Source organism: Streptomyces sp. NPDC001093, assembly GCF_040298985.1.
Taxonomy (GTDB): domain Bacteria; phylum Actinomycetota; class Actinomycetes; order Streptomycetales; family Streptomycetaceae; genus Streptomyces.
In genome coordinates this window covers 43367-61777 of record NZ_JBEPBF010000026.1, presented here as the reverse complement: position 1 = coordinate 61777, position 18411 = coordinate 43367, and the positions used below count along the sequence as shown (strand labels likewise).

The 18411-nt window shown below is 72.0% G+C and carries 19 protein-coding genes; 6 read left to right on the top strand and 13 right to left on the bottom strand.

The genetic code is table 11. From position 1 onward, the window contains the following. Positions 1-107 precede the first annotated feature (107 nt). From ABT288_RS16035 to ABT288_RS15985, 11 genes are all read right to left on the bottom strand, one after another. Positions 108-1442: a sulfate adenylyltransferase subunit 1 gene (locus tag ABT288_RS16035; RefSeq protein WP_351607442.1), complete on the bottom strand. Its 1335-nt coding sequence runs from the start codon at positions 1440-1442 to the stop codon at positions 108-110. A 2-nt stretch (positions 1443-1444) separates the two neighbouring features. Next, the gene (gene cysD / locus ABT288_RS16030) at positions 1445-2389 is read right to left on the bottom strand and encodes a sulfate adenylyltransferase subunit CysD (protein WP_351607440.1); all 945 of its coding nucleotides are present in this window, start codon (positions 2387-2389) and stop codon (positions 1445-1447) included. Then, on the bottom strand, positions 2386-2922 hold the full coding sequence (cysC, locus tag ABT288_RS16025; RefSeq protein WP_450861899.1) for an adenylyl-sulfate kinase: 537 nt from the start codon (positions 2920-2922) through the stop codon (positions 2386-2388). The genes cysD and cysC overlap by 4 nt, the downstream gene beginning before the upstream one ends. A 29-nt stretch (positions 2923-2951) precedes the next feature. Continuing rightward, entirely contained in the window at positions 2952-3671 is a 720-nt protein-coding gene (locus tag ABT288_RS16020) for a phosphoadenylyl-sulfate reductase (RefSeq protein WP_351607436.1), read from the bottom strand. Then, positions 3668-3859: a hypothetical protein gene (locus ABT288_RS16015; RefSeq protein WP_351607435.1), complete on the bottom strand. Its 192-nt coding sequence runs from the start codon at positions 3857-3859 to the stop codon at positions 3668-3670. The genes ABT288_RS16020 and ABT288_RS16015 overlap by 4 nt, the downstream gene beginning before the upstream one ends. Beyond that, positions 3856-5553, bottom strand: a complete 1698-nt coding sequence (locus ABT288_RS16010; RefSeq protein ID WP_351607432.1) for a nitrite/sulfite reductase — start codon at positions 5551-5553, stop codon at positions 3856-3858. The genes ABT288_RS16015 and ABT288_RS16010 overlap by 4 nt, the downstream gene beginning before the upstream one ends. Positions 5554-5679: 126 nt before the next feature. Next, on the bottom strand, positions 5680-5763 hold the full coding sequence (locus tag ABT288_RS16005) for a putative leader peptide (protein WP_309486338.1): 84 nt from the start codon (positions 5761-5763) through the stop codon (positions 5680-5682). A 139-nt stretch (positions 5764-5902) separates the two neighbouring features. Beyond that, on the bottom strand, positions 5903-6475 hold the full coding sequence (locus ABT288_RS16000; protein ID WP_351607430.1) for a GNAT family N-acetyltransferase: 573 nt from the start codon (positions 6473-6475) through the stop codon (positions 5903-5905). Positions 6476-6873: 398 nt separating this feature from the next. Continuing rightward, positions 6874-8208: a hypothetical protein gene (locus tag ABT288_RS15995; RefSeq protein ID WP_351607427.1), complete on the bottom strand. Its 1335-nt coding sequence runs from the start codon at positions 8206-8208 to the stop codon at positions 6874-6876. Between the two features lie 175 nt (positions 8209-8383). Further along, positions 8384-9670 (bottom strand): GAF domain-containing protein, encoded by a 1287-nt coding sequence (locus tag ABT288_RS15990; protein WP_351607510.1) that lies wholly within the window; start codon positions 9668-9670, stop codon positions 8384-8386. Between the two features lie 319 nt (positions 9671-9989). Then, positions 9990-11627, bottom strand: a complete 1638-nt coding sequence (locus tag ABT288_RS15985; RefSeq protein ID WP_351607425.1) for an acyl-CoA dehydrogenase family protein — start codon at positions 11625-11627, stop codon at positions 9990-9992. A gap of 130 nt (positions 11628-11757) precedes the next feature. On the opposite strand from ABT288_RS15985, the gene ABT288_RS15980 reads away from it, so the two are divergent. The 3 genes from ABT288_RS15980 (at position 11758) to ABT288_RS15970 (ending at position 14790) form a co-directional block, all read left to right on the top strand. After that, complete coding sequence (locus ABT288_RS15980) at positions 11758-13113, top strand: YhjD/YihY/BrkB family envelope integrity protein (RefSeq protein WP_351607423.1); 1356 nt, start codon at positions 11758-11760, stop codon at positions 13111-13113. Between the two features lie 212 nt (positions 13114-13325). Continuing rightward, positions 13326-14093, top strand: coding sequence for a VC0807 family protein (locus tag ABT288_RS15975; protein WP_351607420.1), 768 nt, complete (start codon positions 13326-13328; stop codon positions 14091-14093). Between the two features lie 10 nt (positions 14094-14103). After that, entirely contained in the window at positions 14104-14790 is a 687-nt protein-coding gene (locus ABT288_RS15970) for a helix-turn-helix transcriptional regulator (protein ID WP_351607418.1), read from the top strand. Here the strand turns inward: ABT288_RS15970 and ABT288_RS15965 are convergent. Together ABT288_RS15965 and ABT288_RS15960 are read right to left on the bottom strand one after the other, a co-directional pair. Then, on the bottom strand, positions 14773-15174 hold the full coding sequence (locus ABT288_RS15965) for a VOC family protein (protein ID WP_351607415.1): 402 nt from the start codon (positions 15172-15174) through the stop codon (positions 14773-14775). The two genes, ABT288_RS15970 and ABT288_RS15965, sit on opposite strands and share 18 nt — an antisense overlap. Positions 15175-15617: 443 nt before the next feature. Then, positions 15618-16250: a VOC family protein gene (locus ABT288_RS15960; RefSeq protein WP_351607413.1), complete on the bottom strand. Its 633-nt coding sequence runs from the start codon at positions 16248-16250 to the stop codon at positions 15618-15620. 81 nt (positions 16251-16331) lie between these two features. Here ABT288_RS15960 and ABT288_RS15955 point away from each other — a divergent pair, with 81 nt between their 5' ends. From ABT288_RS15955 to ABT288_RS15945, 3 genes are all read left to right on the top strand, one after another. Then, entirely contained in the window at positions 16332-16988 is a 657-nt protein-coding gene (locus tag ABT288_RS15955; protein WP_351607410.1) for a ThuA domain-containing protein, read from the top strand. 158 nt (positions 16989-17146) lie between these two features. Beyond that, entirely contained in the window at positions 17147-18010 is an 864-nt protein-coding gene (locus ABT288_RS15950) for an isocitrate lyase/PEP mutase family protein (RefSeq protein WP_351607407.1), read from the top strand. After that, on the top strand, positions 18007-18270 hold the full coding sequence (locus ABT288_RS15945) for a hypothetical protein (protein WP_351607404.1): 264 nt from the start codon (positions 18007-18009) through the stop codon (positions 18268-18270). The genes ABT288_RS15950 and ABT288_RS15945 overlap by 4 nt, the downstream gene beginning before the upstream one ends. The last annotated feature ends 141 nt before the right edge of the window (positions 18271-18411 follow it).

Genomic DNA, 18411 nt, shown 5'->3' with positions numbered 1-18411 from the left:
GTCAGCGCACACATCGGGCCACTCCGCCCTGCCCGCTGCCGAGGGCGCCGCTGCCGATGCGGCCGCCCTCCTTCGCGAACGTCGAGTAGACGTCGGTCGTCGTCATGTCAGAAGTCCCAGCCGTCGTCTTCGGACTCGTCCTTGACCGGCTCGGGGGTGGCGAACGACTCGCCGACCATGCCCGCGGTCAGCGTGGTGCCGTCGCTCGGGTCGATCAGGATGAAGGAGCCCGTGCGCCGCGAGTCGGCGTAGGAGTCGACCGGCAGCGGCTCGGCGGTACGGATCTTCACCCGGCCGATGTCGTTGGCGAGGAGCTGTCCCGGGTGCGGGTGCAGGGACAGGTCGTCGAGCGTGAGGCGGGACGGGATGTCCTTCACGATCGCCTTGACCGTGCGGGTGCCGTGCTTGAGCAGCACGCGGTGGCCGACGGTCAGCGGGGCGTCGGCCACGTGGCAGACGGTCGCCTCCACGTCCTGGGTGGTGGCCGGTGCGTCCTTCGTCGGCACGATCAGGTCACCGCGCGAGACGTCGATGTCGTCCTGGAGCAGGACCGTCACCGACTGCGTCGTCCACGCCACGTCCACCGGCTCGCCCAGCAGGTCGATGCCGGAGATCCTCGACGTCCGACCGGACGGCAGGACCGTGACCTCCTCGCCGACGCGGAAGGTGCCCGCCGCGATCTGGCCCGCGTAGCCGCGGTAGTCGGGGTGCTCGGCGGTCTGCGGCCGGATCACGTACTGCACGGGCAGCCGGGCGTGGCAGTGCGCCAGATCATGGCTGACCGGCACGGTCTCCAGGTGTTCCAGGACGGTCGGGCCGCCGTACCAGTCCATGTTCGCGCTCGGCTCCACCACGTTGTCACCGGCGAGCGCCGAGATCGGGATGGCGGTGACCTCGGGCACGCCCAGCTCGGTCGCGTACGCCGTGAACTCCTCGGCGATCGCGGCGAACACGGACTCCTCGTACCCGACGAGGTCCATCTTGTTGACCGCGAGGACGACGTGCGGAACCCGCAGCAGGGCCGCGATCGCCGCGTGCCGGCGCGTCTGCTCGACCACGCCGTTGCGGGCGTCGACCAGGATCACCGTCAGCTCCGCCGTCGAGGCGCCGGTGACCATGTTGCGGGTGTACTGCACATGGCCCGGGGTGTCGGCCAGGATGAACCGGCGCCTGGGCGTGGCGAAGTAACGGTAGGCCACGTCGATCGTGATGCCCTGCTCGCGCTCGGCACGCAGGCCGTCGGTGAGCAGCGCGAGGTCCGGGGCGTCCTGGCCGCGGCTCGCGGAGACCCGCTCCACGGCCTCGAGCTGGTCGGCGAGGACCGACTTGGAGTCGTGCAGCAGCCGTCCGACGAGCGTGGACTTGCCGTCGTCGACGGAGCCGGCGGTGGCGAACCGCAGCAGCGTGGTGGCCGAGAGCGCCTCGGTCGTGGTCGTGCTCATGGCTAGAAGTACCCCTCGCGCTTGCGGTCTTCCATCGCGGCCTCGGACAGCTTGTCGTCTGCTCGGGTCGCGCCCCGCTCGGTGAGCCGGGACGCGGCGATCTCGGCGATCACGGCGTCCAGCGTGGTGGCGTCGGAGTCGACGGCGCCGGTGCAGGACATGTCACCGACGGTGCGGTAGCGCACCTGGCGCTTCTCCACACTCTCGCCGTCCTTCGGGCCGCCCCACTCGCCGGCCGTCAGCCACATCCCGCCCCGCTGGAACACCTCGCGCTCGTGCGCGAAGTAGATCTGCGGCAGCTCGATGCCCTCACGGGCGATGTACTGCCACACGTCCAGCTCGGTCCAGTTCGACAGCGGGAACACCCGCACGTGCTCACCGGGGGCGTGCCGGCCGTTGTACAGGTTCCACAGCTCGGGGCGCTGGCGGCGCGGGTCCCACTGGGAGAACTCGTCGCGCAGCGAGAACACCCGCTCCTTCGCCCGCGCCTTCTCCTCGTCCCTCCGTCCGCCGCCGAAGACCGCGTCGAACTTCTCGCTCTGGATCTTCTCCGTCAGCGGAAGCGTCTGCAGCGGGTTACGGGTGCCGTCGGCACGCTCCTTGAGCACACCCCGGTCGATGTAGTCCTGGACGGAGGCCACATGCAGGCGCAGCCCATGTGCGGCGACCACACGGTCCCGGTACTCAAGGACCTCGGGGAAGTTGTGTCCCGTGTCCACATGCAGCAGCGAGAAGGGCACCGCCGCGGGGGCGAACGCCTTCAGCGCCAGGTGCAGCATGACGATCGAGTCCTTGCCGCCGGAGAAGAGAATCACCGGGTTCTCGAACTCGCCCGCCACCTCGCGGAAGATGTGCACGCCCTCGGACTCCAGCGCGTCCAGATGGGAGAGGGCGTACGGGCTGTCCGTACCCTCGTCGCCGGTCGCGGCCTTGGCCACGGTCGTCATGCCAGTCCCCTCTCGCTCAGCAGGGCGTACACCGACGCCGCGGACTCCTGCACGCTCTGGTGCTGCGACTCGATCCGCAGATCCGGCGCCTTCGGCTCCTCGTAGGGGTCGTCGACACCTGTCAGCCCGGTCAGCTCGCCCGCGGCCTGCTTGGCGTACAGCCCCTTCACATCGCGCACGCTGCACACCTCGACCGGGGTCGCCACATGGATCTCCAGGTACGGCGTCCCGTTCTCCTCGTGCCGCCCCCGCACCGCCTCCCGGCTGTCGGCGTACGGCGCGATCACCGGCACCAGCGCCTTGACGCCGTTACGGGCGAGCAGCTCGGCGAGAAAACCGATGCGCTGGACGTTGGTGTGCCGGTCCTCGCGGGAAAAGCCGAGGCCCGCCGAGATGAACTCGCGGATCTCGTCGCCGTCGAGCACCTCGACGCGGTGGCCCTCGGCACGCAGCCGGCCGGCCAGCTCGTAGGCGATGGTGGTCTTGCCGGCGCTCGGCAGACCCGTGAGCCAGACGGTGGCTCCGGTGGTCACGTCGGTCTCCTGAAGAGTCTGATGGTTCGTCATCCGTGCAGCCCGCACTCGGTCTTGGCGCGGCCCGCCCAGCGGCCGGCGCGTGCGTCCTCGCCCTCCAGGACCCGGCGGGTGCACGGGGCGCAGCCGATGGAGGCGTAGCCGTCCATCAGCAACGGGTTGGTGAGCACGCCGTGTTCGGTGACGTAGGCGTCCACGTCGGCCTGGGTCCAGCGGGCGATCGGGGAGATCTTGACCTTCTGCCGCTTCTCGTCCCAGCCGACGACCGGGGTGTTCGCCCGGGTCGGGGACTCGTCGCGGCGCAGTCCGGTCGCCCACGCCTGGTAGCCCCGCAGTCCCTCCTCGAGCGGCTCGACCTTGCGCAGCGCGCAGCACAGGTCGGGGTCGCGGTCGTGCAGCCTCGGGCCGTACTCCGCGTCCTGCTCGGCGACGGTCTGCTTCGGTGTGAGGGTGATGACGTTGACGTCCATCACGGCCTCGACGGCGTCGCGGGTGCCGATGGTCTCCGGGAAGTGGTAACCGGTGTCGAGGAATACCACGTCCACGGGGGCCCCGCCCTTCAGTACTCGAGAGGCGAGATGGGCGACGACGGCGTCCTCCATGGACGAGGTGACGCAGAACTTCGCGCCGAAGGTGTCGACCGCCCACTGCAGGATCTCCAGGGCGGAGGCGTCCTCCAGGTCGCGGCCCGCCTGCTCGGCGAGCGCCTTCAACTCCTCGGTCGTGCGGCTTTCCTGAGCCGTCGTCATGACTGTCGGTCCCCTCCGTTGTCGGCTCGCCGAAGGCCCCGGGCCAGCAGCCCGAGGAACTTCAGCTGGAATGCGCGGTTGCACGCCCCGCATTCCCAGGCGCCGTGACCGCCTTCCAGAGCTTCGCTCGGACGCAGGTCCTCGTCGCCGCAGTAGGGGCAGTAGAAGGGCGCGGCACGCTCCGTCACGACAGAGCCTCCTCACTGGCCCGCGCGGCCCAGGCGGCGAACCGCTCGCCGTCCTCGCGCTCGGCCTGGAACCGCTTCAGCACCCGCTCGACGTAGTCGGGCAGCTCCTCCGCGGTGACCTTCAGTCCGCGCACCTTGCGGCCGAAGCCCGGCTCCAGGCCGAGGGCGCCGCCGAGGTGCACCTGGTAGCCCTCGACCTGCTCGCCCTGGTCGTTGAGCACGAGCTGGCCCTTGAGACCGATGTCCGCGACCTGGATACGGGCGCAGGCGTTCGGGCAGCCGTTGAGGTTGATGGTGATCGGCTCGTCGAAGTCCGGCAGGCGGCGCTCCAGTTCGTCGATCAGGGACGAGCCGCGCTGCTTGGTCTCGACGATGGCGAGCTTGCAGAACTCGATGCCGGTGCAGGCCATGGTGCCGCGCCGGAAGGAGGACGGCCGGGCGGTGAGATCCAGCGCCTCCAGGCCCTCGACCAGCGAGTCCACCTTCCCCTGTTCGACATCGAGGACGATCATCTTCTGCTCGACGGTGGTGCGCACCCGGCCCGAGCCGTGCGCCTCCGCGAGGTCGGCGATCTTCGTCAGCGTGGTGCCGTCGACGCGGCCGACCCGCGGGGCGAAACCGACGTAGAACCGGCCGTCCTTCTGCCGGTGCACACCGATGTGGTCGCGCCACTGCTGCACGGGCTGTTCGGGAGCGGGCCCGTCGGTCAGCTTGCGCCCCAGGTACTCGTCCTCCAGCACCTGACGGAACTTCTCCGCGCCCCAGTCGGCGACGAGGAACTTCAGCCGGGCGCGGTTGCGCAGCCGGCGGTAGCCGTAGTCACGGAAGATCGAGATGACGCCCTCGTAGACGTCCGTGACCTCCTCCAGCGACACCCAGGCGCCGAGCCGCACGCCCAGCTTGGGGTTGGTGGACAGGCCGCCGCCGACCCACACGTCGAAGCCCGGACCGTGCTCGGGGTGGCGTACGCCGACGAACGCCACGTCGTTGATCTCGTGCACGACGTCCAGCAGCGGCGAACCCGAGATGGCCGTCTTGAACTTCCGGGGGAGGTTCGAGTACGCCTTGTTGTTCAGGACGCGGCGCTTCATCTCCTCCAGCGCGGGGGTGGCGTCGATGATCTCGTCCTCGGCGATACCGGCGACCGGCGAACCGATCATCACACGCGGGGTGTCACCGCAGGCGGTGATGGTGGACAGGCCCACGCCCTCCAGCCGTTCCCAGATCTCGGGCACGTCCTCGATCCGGATCCAGTGGTACTGCACGTTCTGCCGGTCGGTGATGTCCGCGGTGCCGCGCGCGAACTCCTGGGAGATCTCGCCGATGACCCGCAGCTGCTGGGTGGTCAGCGCGCCGCCGTCGATGCGCACCCGCATCATGAAGTAGCGGTCGTCCAGCTCCTCCGGCTCCAGCACCGCCGTCTTGCCGCCGTCGATACCGGGCTTGCGCTGGGTGTACAGCCCCCACCAGCGCATCCGGCCCCGCAGGTCGCTGGGGTCGATCGAGTCGAAACCGCGCTTGGAGTAGATCGTCTCAATGCGTGTCCGCACATTGAGACCGTCGTCGTCCTTCTTGACCTGCTCGTTGCCGTTGAGCGGGGTGAAGTGGCCCACCGCCCACTGACCCTCACCACGGTGACGACTCACCTTGCGGCGGGGCGCGGAGGCGGCGGGGTTCGGCGGGGTGGCGGCCATGGTTCTACGTCCTTCGGGACCGGTGGGAAACGACTCTGACCTGCACATATGCGCGCACGCGGGCAGGCGTGCGCGTCATTGCGCAAGGAAAAATCGGGTGGAGGGTTCGCGGCGGTGCTGGGGCGGTCAGCTCGCCGGACAGATGGCGCTGGACATGCGGCCGAGGTCGACGTGCCGCCGACTCACCAAGGCAATTCCAGTTCCAGACATGACGGAAGCGTGTCATGGCGATCTGGACACAGTCCAGCTTTATCCATCATGCGGACACCCTTGTCCCGGAATATGGGACAAGGGTGTCGTCGCTCACATGCCGCGCGGGGGGTCTTGTCCCGCCAGGTCAGGCGGGGTATCAGGCCGGGTGCGCGCCGGGCCAGGGACCCGGAGTCGCCAGGTCCGGCTCCAGCTCGACCTTGGTGTCGAACAGCTTGAAGCCGCGCCGCTGGTAGTTGTCCATGGCGAACTCGCCGTCCTTGCTGCACGTGTGCAGCCACACCCGCTTGGTCGGCGTCCGCACGGGCCACCGCTCGGCCAGGTCCCAGGCGCGCGCCGTACCGTACGAGAGCAGATGGCCGCCGATGCGCCGGCCGCGGAAGGCGGGGATCAGCCCGAAGTAGGCGATCTCGACCACGCCCTCGTCCTGCGGATCCAGCTCCACATAGCCGGCCGGGGTGCCCCGGTCGTAGGCCACCCAGGACTCCACCCCGGGCCGCTCCAGGTACTCCTGCCACTGCGCGTAGGTCCAGCCGAGCCGGTCGGTCCAGAGGATGTCGCCGCCGACCGAGGCGTACAGGAAGCGGCTGAACTCGGGGGAGGGGACCTCGGCGCGCACGATCCGGACGTCGCCCTCGGGCACGGCGGCGGGCAGGAGGTCGGCCGGCGAGGTCTGCTCCAGGGACCAGGTGGTGACGGGGACGCTGCTCATGCGAGCCAGGGAATCATCCCACCGGCCGGTCTGTCGATCGACTTGGTCACGTACTGGACGGCGGGGAACCTGACGGCCGCAGGGCACCTGGCGCACGGATCAGGCGGACCGCGGGGCACCTTACGCACGGACCAGGCGGACCGCGGGGCATCGGCCGGACGACCGGGGGCGCCTCGGGGCCGGTTCTGCGGCAGGGCCGGTTCAGGCGCTGGTCCCGGGAGTGGGGTACCTGAGCGAATGGTCTGGCGGCAGGGTCGGGTCGGGGGTTGGTCCGGCGGCATGCCCAGCCCGGGGGTTGGCCCGGCGTGCGGGCCAGAGCCGAGGCGGGTCGGGCGAGCGAGTCACCCGGGGTCGCGTCAGTGAGCCGGTCGTTCCGGCGCGCGCATCGAACGGCGCGGTCAGTGCAGGGAACGGTCCAGCTCGGCCAGGGGCAGGGCGAAGAGCATGCGGTCCGTCAGAGACCACACCTCGCCCGTCGCCTGCCAGTAGGACAGGGAACCCGCCCCCTCGGCCCAGCAGCGGCGCGAGCCGTCCGCACCGCAGTGCGCCGCCTTCGCCCCGCCGGCGTCCTGTCGCCACAGCGTGCCGTGGCCGTCCCGTGAGCCGGGCAGACGTCCCACATACCAGGACGCTTCCACCGCGCCCGGCTGCCAGTACGACAGCACCCCCCGGATCCCCGCCGCCCGGGTCCGGTACGCCTCCGCCGCCCTCACCCGCCCCGCGGTGTCCGCGTCGAGCAGCCCTCCGCGCGCCGGATCCGTGCTGAACGCGTACCGCCACAGCCGGGCGTTCCGCTCCCCGTCCGGCGCGGTCCACTCCGCGGCGACCAGACTGTCCGGCACGCTGCCCCGGTCGACGGCGAGTGCGCCGGGACAGGGCGGGCCGGAGCGGCCGCAGCGGCCCCCGGTGAAGCGGTAGGAGCCGATCGCGGGCATCACAAAGCGGTAGCCGTCGGCCGACCAGCCGCCGGGCACCCGGCCGATCGCGGGCCCGTCCACGCCGACGCGCTGGATCCGGTCGAGGTCGTAGACGTACAGCGCGTCGGCGCCGCCGGTCCTGGCGGTGACCAGCAGCTTGTCCTGGTACCAGACCATCCCGGAGATCCCGGAGGCCAGCCCCCGGTAGTCACGGCCGCCGTCGACCGGCACCACCAGCAGCACCCAGCGGTAGTCGAGGCGGGCGGGGTCGTCGGCGTTCACGAAGGCCACCCTGGCCAGTCCCCGCTCGGCGGCCCGGCCGGTGGCGGTGCTGTGGGTCCAGCCGGCGAGCACGACCCGGTGCGTGCCCCAGACACCGTCGTCGTCGGCGTCCCCGGACGTCGTCACGGAGGCCGGCCGCCAGCCGGTGCCGACGGCGTCGGCCGGGTCCCAGCAGTAGCCGCGGGTGGCGGCCGGGGTGACGGGCAGGGACGCGCGGTCGGCGGATGAGCAGTCGGCGGAGGCGCGCATCCCGCGGTCGGCGCTCGCAAGGACGGCGTCCACGCCGACCGGGCGGCCCATCGCGGCGGAGAGCCGGTCCAGCGTGCGGGCGGGGACCAGGTGCTCCTGGAGCCGCAGCCGGCCGGTGTCCGCGGGGGAGGAGAGCGGCTTGAGCGCGCCGGGGCTGTCGGTGACGTCCGCCTGGGAGGCGCTGATCAGCGTGGCGGCCGCGGTGAGCGCCAGCGCGGTCCCGGTCAGGACCGCGCGCAGTGCAGCGCCCCGCCTGCGCCGGCGGTGTCTGCCGCGATGCTTCATCTCGTCCCCTTCTCCAGGGCTCCTCAGCCGCCGGGGCGCGCCGGCCGGTGGCGGTCCAACTGCGCCTGGTGGTCCATACGTTGACGCGAGGAGCGGCTGGGGAGGCCCTTAGGGGATGCTACGGCAGTAACGGTCCGCGCAGGGCGAAGACCCCGCAAATATGCGGAAGACACGCTCACCGGTCGGCGGGCCCGCCGCACTGCGCGGCCGTCCGCTTCTGGGTGATCGCCGGCGCCGTCGAGGAGAGCAGCAGGTCACGGGGGTTGTCGGGAAGGAGCACCTCGATCTCCGTGTCCTCGCGGAAACGATACGGCCGATGCTGCAGAAGTTCCCCGCAGTATCTTCGGATCCGGGACATCTCCGCCCGTACCGTCACCGTGCGCGAGGGATCCCCGAACAGATCCCCGGCCAGGGCCGCCGCCCCGCGGCCGGCGCGATGCGCGGCGAGCAGATACAGCAACTCGGCGTGCCGGGGACTGAGTTCACGCGACCAGGAACCCGCCGAACCGGACACCGTCAGCGTACTGCGGCCCGGTGCGGCCAGATCCAGCACGATCCGCGTGGGCGTGCCGGCCGGTTCCTCGGCCGCCCGCAGCAACCAGCCCCCGGCCAGCGGCTCCACCGCGCACGAACCCAGCGACGGCAGCCACCGGCGGCCCGGCGCCAGCGACTTGGGCAGCGCGACACGCCGCACGTACGGCATCCCGGACACCGCCGCCGACCAGCCGTCCCGGTCCACCACCAGCGCCCGCCCGTCCAGCCGGGCCAGCACCGGCGCCGCCACCGACCGCAGCCGTTCCAGCGAGTCCAGGTGCATCTCCCGCAGCCGCGCCTCGGCCAGCTTGGCCACCGAGTCCACCCAGGCGAGGGTCGCCGGATGCATGGTCTCCAGCGGGCCGCTGATGTCCACCACACCGATCAGCCGGCCGTCCCGCGGATCGGTGATCGGCGCGCCGGTGCAGGTCCAGGAGGCGTGCGAGCGGACGAAGTGCTCGGCGGCGAAGACCTGCACCGGCCGCCGTACGACCGCCGGGGTGCCCACCCCGTTGGTGCCGACGACGTCTTCCCGCCAGTCCGCGCCGAGTTCGAAGCCCAGCCCGTCCGCCTTGCGCAGCACCGGCGAGGCCCCCTCCCGCCACAGCACCCGCCCGTCGGCGTCCGCGACGACCATGATGTGCTGGGCGACATCGGCGACCGAAAGCAGCCCCTGGCGCAGCACCGGCAGGACGTGCCTGAGCGGTGACTCCTCGCGCCGGCGCCGCACTTCGTCGGAGGACAGCAGCCCGGATCTGAAGTCGTGGTCGGGATCGACACCGCTGCGCAGCATCCGTCCCCAGGACTCCTCGATCACCGGCCGGGGCGCGATCCTCGCCCGCTGACCGGCAAGGGTGGCGTCGCGTACCTCGCTCAGCAGCCGCGCCGCCTGCGTCGCGTCCATGGCGGCCAGGCGCGCCACGTTGATCAGCGGGTTCACCACGGGGGTCCTCCCGGGAAAAGGCGTCGAACACACTTGTCAAGCCGCCCGGGCGGCGGTTTCCGGTCCGACTGTGCCTCTCATACTGCCGCTCCGGGCAGGCCGGAGGCACACACTCCGCGCATGTGCACCATTAAGTTGCAACCCCCTGCAACCCTGGTGGACGGCCCGAGGGTGGCCGAGACTTGACCCGACGCGATGTCGCGTCCGCGGGCTTAACGGGCCCATGAGGTGGGGGTGGTGCCGTGTCGGCGCAGCACCACCCCCACCGGGGATGTGGCCGACTTCGCTCGGCTCGGTCCGCGTTTCACAGTGCCGGACGTGCCCGCTCCACAATCGACGCCAGATCCAGGCCCGTTGGCAGCGTGCCGAAAGACGCTCCCCGGTCGCCGCCCAGGCGGGACGCGCAGAAGGCGTCCGCCACCTCCGGTGGAGCGTGGCGGACCAGGAGTGAGCCCTGGAGCACCAGTGCGAGGCGCTCCACGAGCCGTCGTGCGCGGCCCTCGACGGCGTCCAGGTCGGCGAGTTCGGTGAAGAGGTCCTTCACGGCGCGGTCGAGGCGGTGGTCGGCGCCGTGGGCCCGGCCGATCTCGGTCAGGCAGGCGTCGAGTGCGCCCGGCTCGCGTTGCAGCGCCCGGAGCACGTCCAGTGCCTGAACGTTTCCGGCGCCCTCCCATATCGAGTTCAGCGGTGACTCCCGTACCAGGCGGGGCAGCCCCGACTCCTCGACGTAACCGTTTCCGCCCAGGCACTCCGCGGCCTCGACCGCAACGGGCGCACAGCGCTTGGTGATCCAGTACTTGGCGGCCGGCACCGCCAGCCGCAGAAAGGCGCGCTCCTGGTCGCCGCCGTCGTCGCAGGCGGCCGCCAGCCTGAGCGTGAGCGCGGTCGCCGCCTCCGACTCCAGCGCGAGGTCGGCGAGGACGTTGCGCATCAGCGGTTTGTCGATCAGCTTTCCGCCGAACGCCTCCCGGTGGGCGCAGTGGTGCACCGCCTGCGCCACCGCCTGCCGCATCAGGCCCGCCGAGCCCAGCGCGCAGTCCAGCCGGGTCGCCGCGACCATCCCGATGATCGTCCGCACCCCGCGCCCCTCCTCGCCGACCCGGCGCGCCCAGGTGCCGGCGAACTCCACCTCGGCGGAGGCGTTGGACCGGTTGCCCAGCTTGTCCTTCAGCCGCTGGATGAGGAAGACGTTGCGGCCGCCGTCGGGCAGGACACGCGGCACCAGGAAACAGGTGAGGCCGTCCGGGGCCTGCGCCAGCACCAGGAAGGCGTCCGACATCGGTGCCGAGCAGAACCACTTGTGCCCGGTCAGCTCGTACGTGCCCGCCTCCGCGAGCGGCCGGGCCTCGGTGGTGTTCGCGCGGACGTCGCTGCCGCCCTGCTTCTCGGTCATGCCCATGCCGAAGAGTGCGCCGGGCTTGTGCGCGGCGGGCCGCAGCTCACGGTCGTAGACCGTGGACGTCAGCCGCGGCTCCCACTCGGCGGCGAGCTCGGGGTCGGTGCGCAGCGCCGGCACCGCCGCGTGGGTCATGGACAGCGGGCAGCAGTTGCCCGCCTCGACCTGGGTCCAGACCAGGAATCCGGCGGCCCGGCGGACGTGACCGGACGGGCGGGTCCAGGCGCCGGTCAGCCCCGCCGAGACACCCTTGCCGAGCAGCCGGTGCCAGGCCGGGTGGAAGTCGACCTCGTCGATCCGGTGGCCGTAGCGGTCGTGGGTGCGCAGCCGGGGCGGGTGCTCGTTCGCCTGCACCGCCCACTCCTGCAGCTGGGCCGAGCCCGCGGCACGGCCCAGCGCGGACAGCTCGGACCGCACCTCGTCGAGCACGTCCGGACCGGTGTGCCGCTCGACGGCCGCCACGAGGGCCCGGTCGGCGGCGAACACGTCGTAGCCCACCAGGGGAGGCGGCTGGTTCGTCACGGTGTGGGTGGAGGTGCCTGCCATGGTGCGAACCTACCCGGGACGGAGGCGGTGATGACCTCCAGAGTGGCACAGCGGTGCCGCCGGGCGCGCCGGATGTGCTCACCCGCCCCGGAAGGTGAGGCCGGTCCGGTGCGGCGGATACCGTTGGGTCGTGCAGCCAGCAAGTGAATCCCCCGAGAGGCCCGCCGGTCGCCTCCACCGGGCCAGAGCCCTCTACCGGAACGTCTCCAAGCGCAGGACCGCCTGGCTGCTGCTCAAGGACACCGTCAACTCCTGCGTGGAGTACCGCATCCTGGGCCTGGCGGCCGAGGCGGCGTTCTTCACGCTGCTGTCCGTGCCGCCACTGCTGCTCTGCCTCATCGGGCTGCTCGCCTACGTCGACACCTGGACCGGCGCCCACACCATCAGCAGCCTCGAGACCAACATCCTCGAAGCCTCCCGGACGGTCCTGTCCGACAAGGGGGTGAAGGAGATCACCGAACCGATCCTGCACGACGTGATGAAGGGCCGTCCCGACGTCATCTCCATCGGCTTCGTCTTCGCCCTGTGGTCCGGCTCCCGCGCGGTGAACGTCTTCATCGACACCATCACGGTGATGTACGGCCTCGACGGCGTCCGGGGCATCGTCAAGACCCGCATGATGTCGTTCCTGCTGTTCATCGTGGCGCTGCTGATCGGATCGGTGGCCCTGCCGCTGATGGTGGCGGGCCCGGACGCGGTGGTGCGGGTGGTGCCCTGGTCGGCGACGGTGGTGCAGGTCCTGTACTGGCCGGTCGTCATGGTCCTGTCCATCGTCTTCCTGACGACCCTGTACCACGTGTCCGTACCGGTCCGCTCTCCGTGGATCGAGGACGTACCCGGCGCCCTCGTCGCCCTGGCCATGTGGGTCCTCGGCAGCTCCCTGCTGCGCGTCTACCTCGTGCACACCATCGAGGGCGCCACGATCTACGGCTCCCTCGCCGCCTCCGTCGCCGTGCTCCTGTGGATCGGCGTGTCGGCCTTCGCCGTCCTCGTCGGCGCCGCCGTGAACGCCGCCATCGACCGTGTCTGGCCCGCCGCCGCCACGGCGGCCGCCCGCGCCGCGAACGAGCGGGTGCGCGAGGTCCAGGTCGCCGAGTACGTCGCCCGCGCCGCGGCGGCCCGCGAAGCCGACCCGGACGACCCAGACATGCCCTCCGAGTTCCCCGAGCGCTGGTCCCGCTTCCTGCCCCCGGAGGACGTCACGGCCCGCCTGCGCACCCACGCCCGGCACACCCACCAAGGGCCCAAGGCGAACGGCCGCCCTCCACAGGAGACCAACGGCCGACACCCGCACGAGGACGACGACGGACCTCGGCACGGGGACACCGGCCGGCCTTCGCACGGGGATGCGGGCCGGCCTTCGCACGGGGATGCGGGCCGGCCTTCGCACGGGGTCGACGGGGCCAATGGCGTCAACGGGGCCAATGGCGTCAATGGCGTCAATGGGGTCAATGGGGACGGGGGCGCGGCATGGCACGAGCAGTGATGTGCAGGTCCGTGGGCGGCCCGAGCCGTGCGGATGTGCCGGCGCCGCACGCCTCCACCCAGTGAGTGAGGGTGAGGTCCACCTGCTTTCCACTCGCTTCTCCACCCGCGCTCCGATCCGTCCGGCACCGCCCCGCACGTAGCGTCTTCGCGTGGCCCGGCACTGCTCCGGCGTGAGGACAAGGGCCTGGGACGGCGGAGGAGGTGGAGCACATGACGCATCTGGTCGACAGCTCGGTGCGGGAACGGCGCCCGGGCACGGGCGCGAGGAGAGGAAAGGGGGCCTACGGCCCACTGCTCACGATCGCCGCCGATATCGTCCTGCCGCTCCTCGTGTACTACGCGGCCCGCGCCCTCGGTGCGGGCCAGGGCCCGGCGCTGCTCCTCAGCGGCGCGCCCCCCGCCCTGCGACTGGTGTCCGGTGCGGTGCGACAGCGGCGGATCGACGGCGTGGACCTGTTCTTCACGGTGCTGCTGGCAGCCGCCGCGCTGGCCACCCTGATCGGCGGCGGGACCAGGGTGCTGCTGTTCAAGGACGCGGCGCTGTCCCTCGTCGTCGGCGGCTGGATACTCGGCACCGCGTTCACCGGCAGGCCGCTCGCCTTCCAGCTGGGACAGCGACTGCACCGGGGTGCGGCGGCCCGGGCACGGGCCGGACTGTGGCGGGACTCCGCCGGGTTCCGCCGGGGCCTGCGCGTCCTGACCGTGCTCTGGGGCGCCGAGCAACTGCTCGACGGCGGCCTCGGCACACTCGCCGCCGCCACGCTGCCCACCGACACGGTGCCGCTGCTCACCAGAGTCCTCTCGCTTCTCCTCATCGCCCTGACCGCCGCGGCCACCGCCGCCTACGCCCGCCGTCTCCGCATCCACCACGGCCTCCGGCTCTTCGGCACCCCCGTCGCCGCAGGCAGTACCGGCGATCCCGCCGAGGCGCCCCTGCCAACGGCCTCGGGCGGCGGTATACGCACCCCCGCGACGTAGGCTGGCACCCGTGTACACCGAGTGGGCGTCCCGGCTGACCGGTGCGGTCGTGTGGACGAACTCCCCGGATGGGGCCGGCGGCAGGCCGGTGCTGCCCGACGGATGCATGGACCTGCTGTGGAGCGAGGGCCGGCTGCTGGTCGCGGGCCCCGACACCCACCCGTACGTCCCCGGGGGCCCACCCCGCTTCTGGGCCGGCGTCCGCTTCTTCCCCGGCACCGCGCCCGCCCTGCTCGGCGTGCCCGCGCACGAACTGCGCGACCTGCGGGTCGACTTGGCCGACCTCTGGCCCGCCGCCCGGGTCCGACAGCTGCGCGAACGCGTCGAGGCGGCGCCCGACCCGGCGACGGCACTGGAGGACATCGCCCTGGACCGCGCGGCACGGACCACGGCCGCCGACCCGCTGCTGCACCGGCTGGTCGAGCGGCTGGACGAGGGCCGCCCCGTGTCGGCCACGGCAGCCGAACTCGGCGTCGGCACACGGACCTTGCACCGCCGCTGCCTGGACGCGTTCGGTTACGGCCCCAAGACCCTGGCCCGCATCCTGCGGCTGCAACGGGCGCTGGCGCTGGCCCGCTCCGGCACGCCGTACGCCGAGACGGCCGTCCGCGCCGGGTATGCGGACCAGCCCCACCTCGCGCGTGAGGTGAGGGAGTTGACGGGCATGCCGCTCGGCCGGCTACTCGGCGGCGGGTAGCGGGGCGAACAGGTCGACGCCGTTGCCGTCGGGGTCGTGCACAGTGGCGTACCGCTGGCCCCAGAACGCGTCCCACGGCTTCAGCTCCCCGTGGTACCCGGCGCTCACCAGGTCCTCGTACAGGGCGTCGACCTCGGCGGGCGAGTCGCACCGGAAGGCGAGCCCGACGCGGCCGGCGCGCTCCGGCGGCTGCCAGCCGGAGTGGAAGGAGCGGACGGTCCTCTCGGTGTCCAGCGCGAAGATCAGCCCGCCGGGCAGTTCGGCATCGACGTGCGGCTGGTCTTCGGACCCCTCTGGAAAGACGAGTCCGAGGCGACGGTAGAAGGCGAGCGCGGCGGCCATGTCGGACGTCACCACGCCGATCACGGCGAATCGTGGAGTCATGCCGTCACCGTAGGCGGGCGGCCGTCGGCCGGTCTTGAAGGAATCGGACACCCGGAGGAGGACGGGGGACGGGGACGGGGGACGGAAAGAAACCAATTTGCCCGGCGCCGCTGAGGCGGGAACGATCCGGCTGATCGGCGTGGGGGGAAACACTGTTGGGCGATGTGTTCGCGCGCCCCGGCTCCCTGCCCCGCGCCCCCATGCCCGAACTCCTGCGCCCCCGCATCCCCGCGCCCCGCGCCCTCCGCGCCCGGCTCCCTGCCCCCGCGCCCGAACCCCAGTCCCTGGCACCCTCCGCCCCGCACGCCGCCCTGGCATCCCGCAACCGCTCCCGCGCACGAACTCCCAGCGTCCCGCGCCAAGCTCCTTCCGGCCGGCCGCGCGCGCCAGACCCCGGCGCCCCCGGCCCCGCACTCCAGCGTCCCCGCGCCCAGCCCCACGCCTCAGCCGAAGGTGGCCGGCCCGTTGGGTGTGTTCACCGTGAAGGAGAGTGCGACGGGGCCCGCTGTGAGGAGTAGTCCCGTGCCCAGGGCCGTCAGCGGGCCGCGTACCTCCTCCGGGGCCGGCGCCGTCCCGGAGACCTCCAGCAGGGGGGTGACCGGCAGGCCCGAGGCCGTGGGGTGGCGGGAGGCGCCCCAGTCGATCAGGAACGGGACCAGACCGGAGGGATGCGCATGGCCGCCGTCGGTCAGCCGCCACCGCAGTACGGTGCCGTCGGGAGTGCGGCGGCTCATCGAGTGCACGGGTCCGGGGTCGTAGCCCCGCTCACGAGCCGTCGTGATCGCCGCGTCCAGGTCGGGTGGGCTGATCGCCCAGGTCAGCGTGCGCGGCCCGGTCAGCCGGTCGACCCCGAAGGGCCGCGGTCCGGCGGGCTCGGGCTGCTCGGGGTCGGGGCCCAGGATCTCCAGATAGCTGCGGTCGCCCAGCCCCACCAGATGGTTGCGCGTGCCGAGGCCGGGATGCGCACCGCCGGGCACGGGCGTCACCCCGGTCCGCCGTGCGAAGTCGGCGACGGTCGCCGCCAGATCGGGCGTGGCGAGGACGAGATGGTCAAGGAGCGGCGGAACGGCGTTCATGCCCGGCGAGGCTACGGTCAACGTCCCTGCGCATCAAGGGAGTTGGAGCGGACGCGGGTGGCCGCGGCTTAGGGTCGTCACATGCCCGCGCGACTGCTGCTCTACACCCGCACCACGGACTACCGCCACGACTCCATCCCGGACGCCGTCGCCGCCGTACGCGCGCTCGGCCGGTTCGCCGTCGAGCACACCGAGGACCCCGCGGACCTCGAACGGCCGCTGGAGGCGTACGCGGTCGTGGTCTTCCTCTCCACCAGCGGAGATGTGCTGACCCCGGCCGGCCGGGAGCGGCTCGCGCGGTACGTCGGCTCGGGCGGCGGCTTCGCCGGGGTGCACGCGGCGGCCTGCACCGAGTACGGCTGGCCGTACTACGGCGAACTCCTCGGCGCGCGCTTCGCACGGCACCCCGCCCTCCAGCCCGGCCGGGTCGTCGTCGAGGATCCCGGCCACCCCGCGACCCGCGGGCTGCCGGCCGTATGGGACTTCACCGACGAGTGGTACGACTTCGGCGCGAGCCCCCGCGGACGGGTGCGGGTGCTGCTGAGCGCCGACGAGGCGTCGTACGACGGCGGCGGGATGGGCGCGGACCATCCGCTGGCCTGGTGCCGTGAGCAGGGCCCGGGCGGCGGTCGCGTCTTCTACACGGCACTCGGTCACGCCGTCGAGGCCTACCGCGACCCGGACTTCCTCGCCCACCTGGACGGCGGGCTCCGCTGGGCGGGGAACCTCCCCGCGTGACGTTTCTGCGGTGCACCGGTTCCCCCATTGGGGTGAGTAAAGCTCGTACATATAGAAGTTCACGTGACTCTCAAGAGATGCTTTTGTCTTGGCAAAGGACGTCGAGGCGCGTCGGCCATCCGGCCCCGCGTCACCTCCCACAGGACAGGAGCCGGACCTTGACTCACGGTAAGAAGCTGCGCGAGCGCATCGCCGGGCCCGGGACCACGCCGCTGATCGGCGTGTACGACATGTACTCGGCGTCGATCGCGGCCAAGCACTACGACGGCATGTTCGTTTCGGGCTTCGGCTTCGCGGCCTCGTACTACGGACTGCCGGACATCGGATTCATCGCCTGGCCCGACATGGTGGCCTTCGTCCAGCGGCTGCGGGGCGCCTTCCCGCACCACCATCTGCTCGTCGACATCGACGACGGGTACGTCGACCCCGAGGTCGCCTGTCACGTCGTCGAGGGGCTGGAGCGCATCGGCGCCTCCGGTGTGATCCTGGAGGACCAGAAACGGCCCCGCCGCTGCGGCCATGCCGACGGCAAGCAGGTGCTCCCGCTGGAGGAGTACCTGGAGAAGCTGCACCGGGTCCTGGAGGTCCGCAAGGACCTGGTCGTCGTCGCCCGTACCGACGCCACCGACGAGCACGACATCCTGCACCGCGCCGAGCGGCTGGCCGCGACCGACGCCGATGTGGTCCTGGTCGACGGGGTGCGCAGCGCCGAGTGGATCACACGCATCCGCAAGGTCGTCGGAGACAAACCGCTGCTGTTCAACCAGATCGCCGGCGGCAAGTCGCCCCGGCTGTCGCTCGGCGAACTGTCCGACCTCGGTGTCGACGTCGCGATCTACAGCACTCCATGTCTGTTCGCCGCGCACGAGGCGGTGGACACCGCGCTCACCGAGCTGAAGGCGGCCGACGGCCGGCTGCCGGAGGTGGACTCCGCGCGCGGGATCGGCGTGAAGGCCTCCACCAGCCTGCTGGAGCGCAACATCGCCCGCGACCGGCTCGTGGCCGAGGGAGTGGGCGTGTGACCGGGGCCGTACCCCGGCTCGGGATCGCCGCGGCGGCCACCGCCGCGCTGCTCGGGGCGGGCGCCGCACCCGCGGCCGCGTCCGGAAGCCTGATCACCGTGATCGACAACTCCCATGCCGACTCCTGGCTGGAGGTCGACCGCACGGCCAACGTCCAGACCGGCAAGGGCACGGCAGGAAGCGACCACGACGGCAGCGCCGTGGACGCGGTTGAGGCCCTCGTCGGCCGCGGCCACCAGCACAGGGAGGTCTGGGACTGAGCGATCGGCGGGCGACCGGCCGCCGGACGACAGCCGATCGCTGACGTAGGCCTTTGACGACGACGGCCGGGCGCCCCGTGCGGGCGGTGAACGGCCGTCGCCGCGCTGCGGCCCGGTGCACGTGGTGAGGTTCATGCCCGG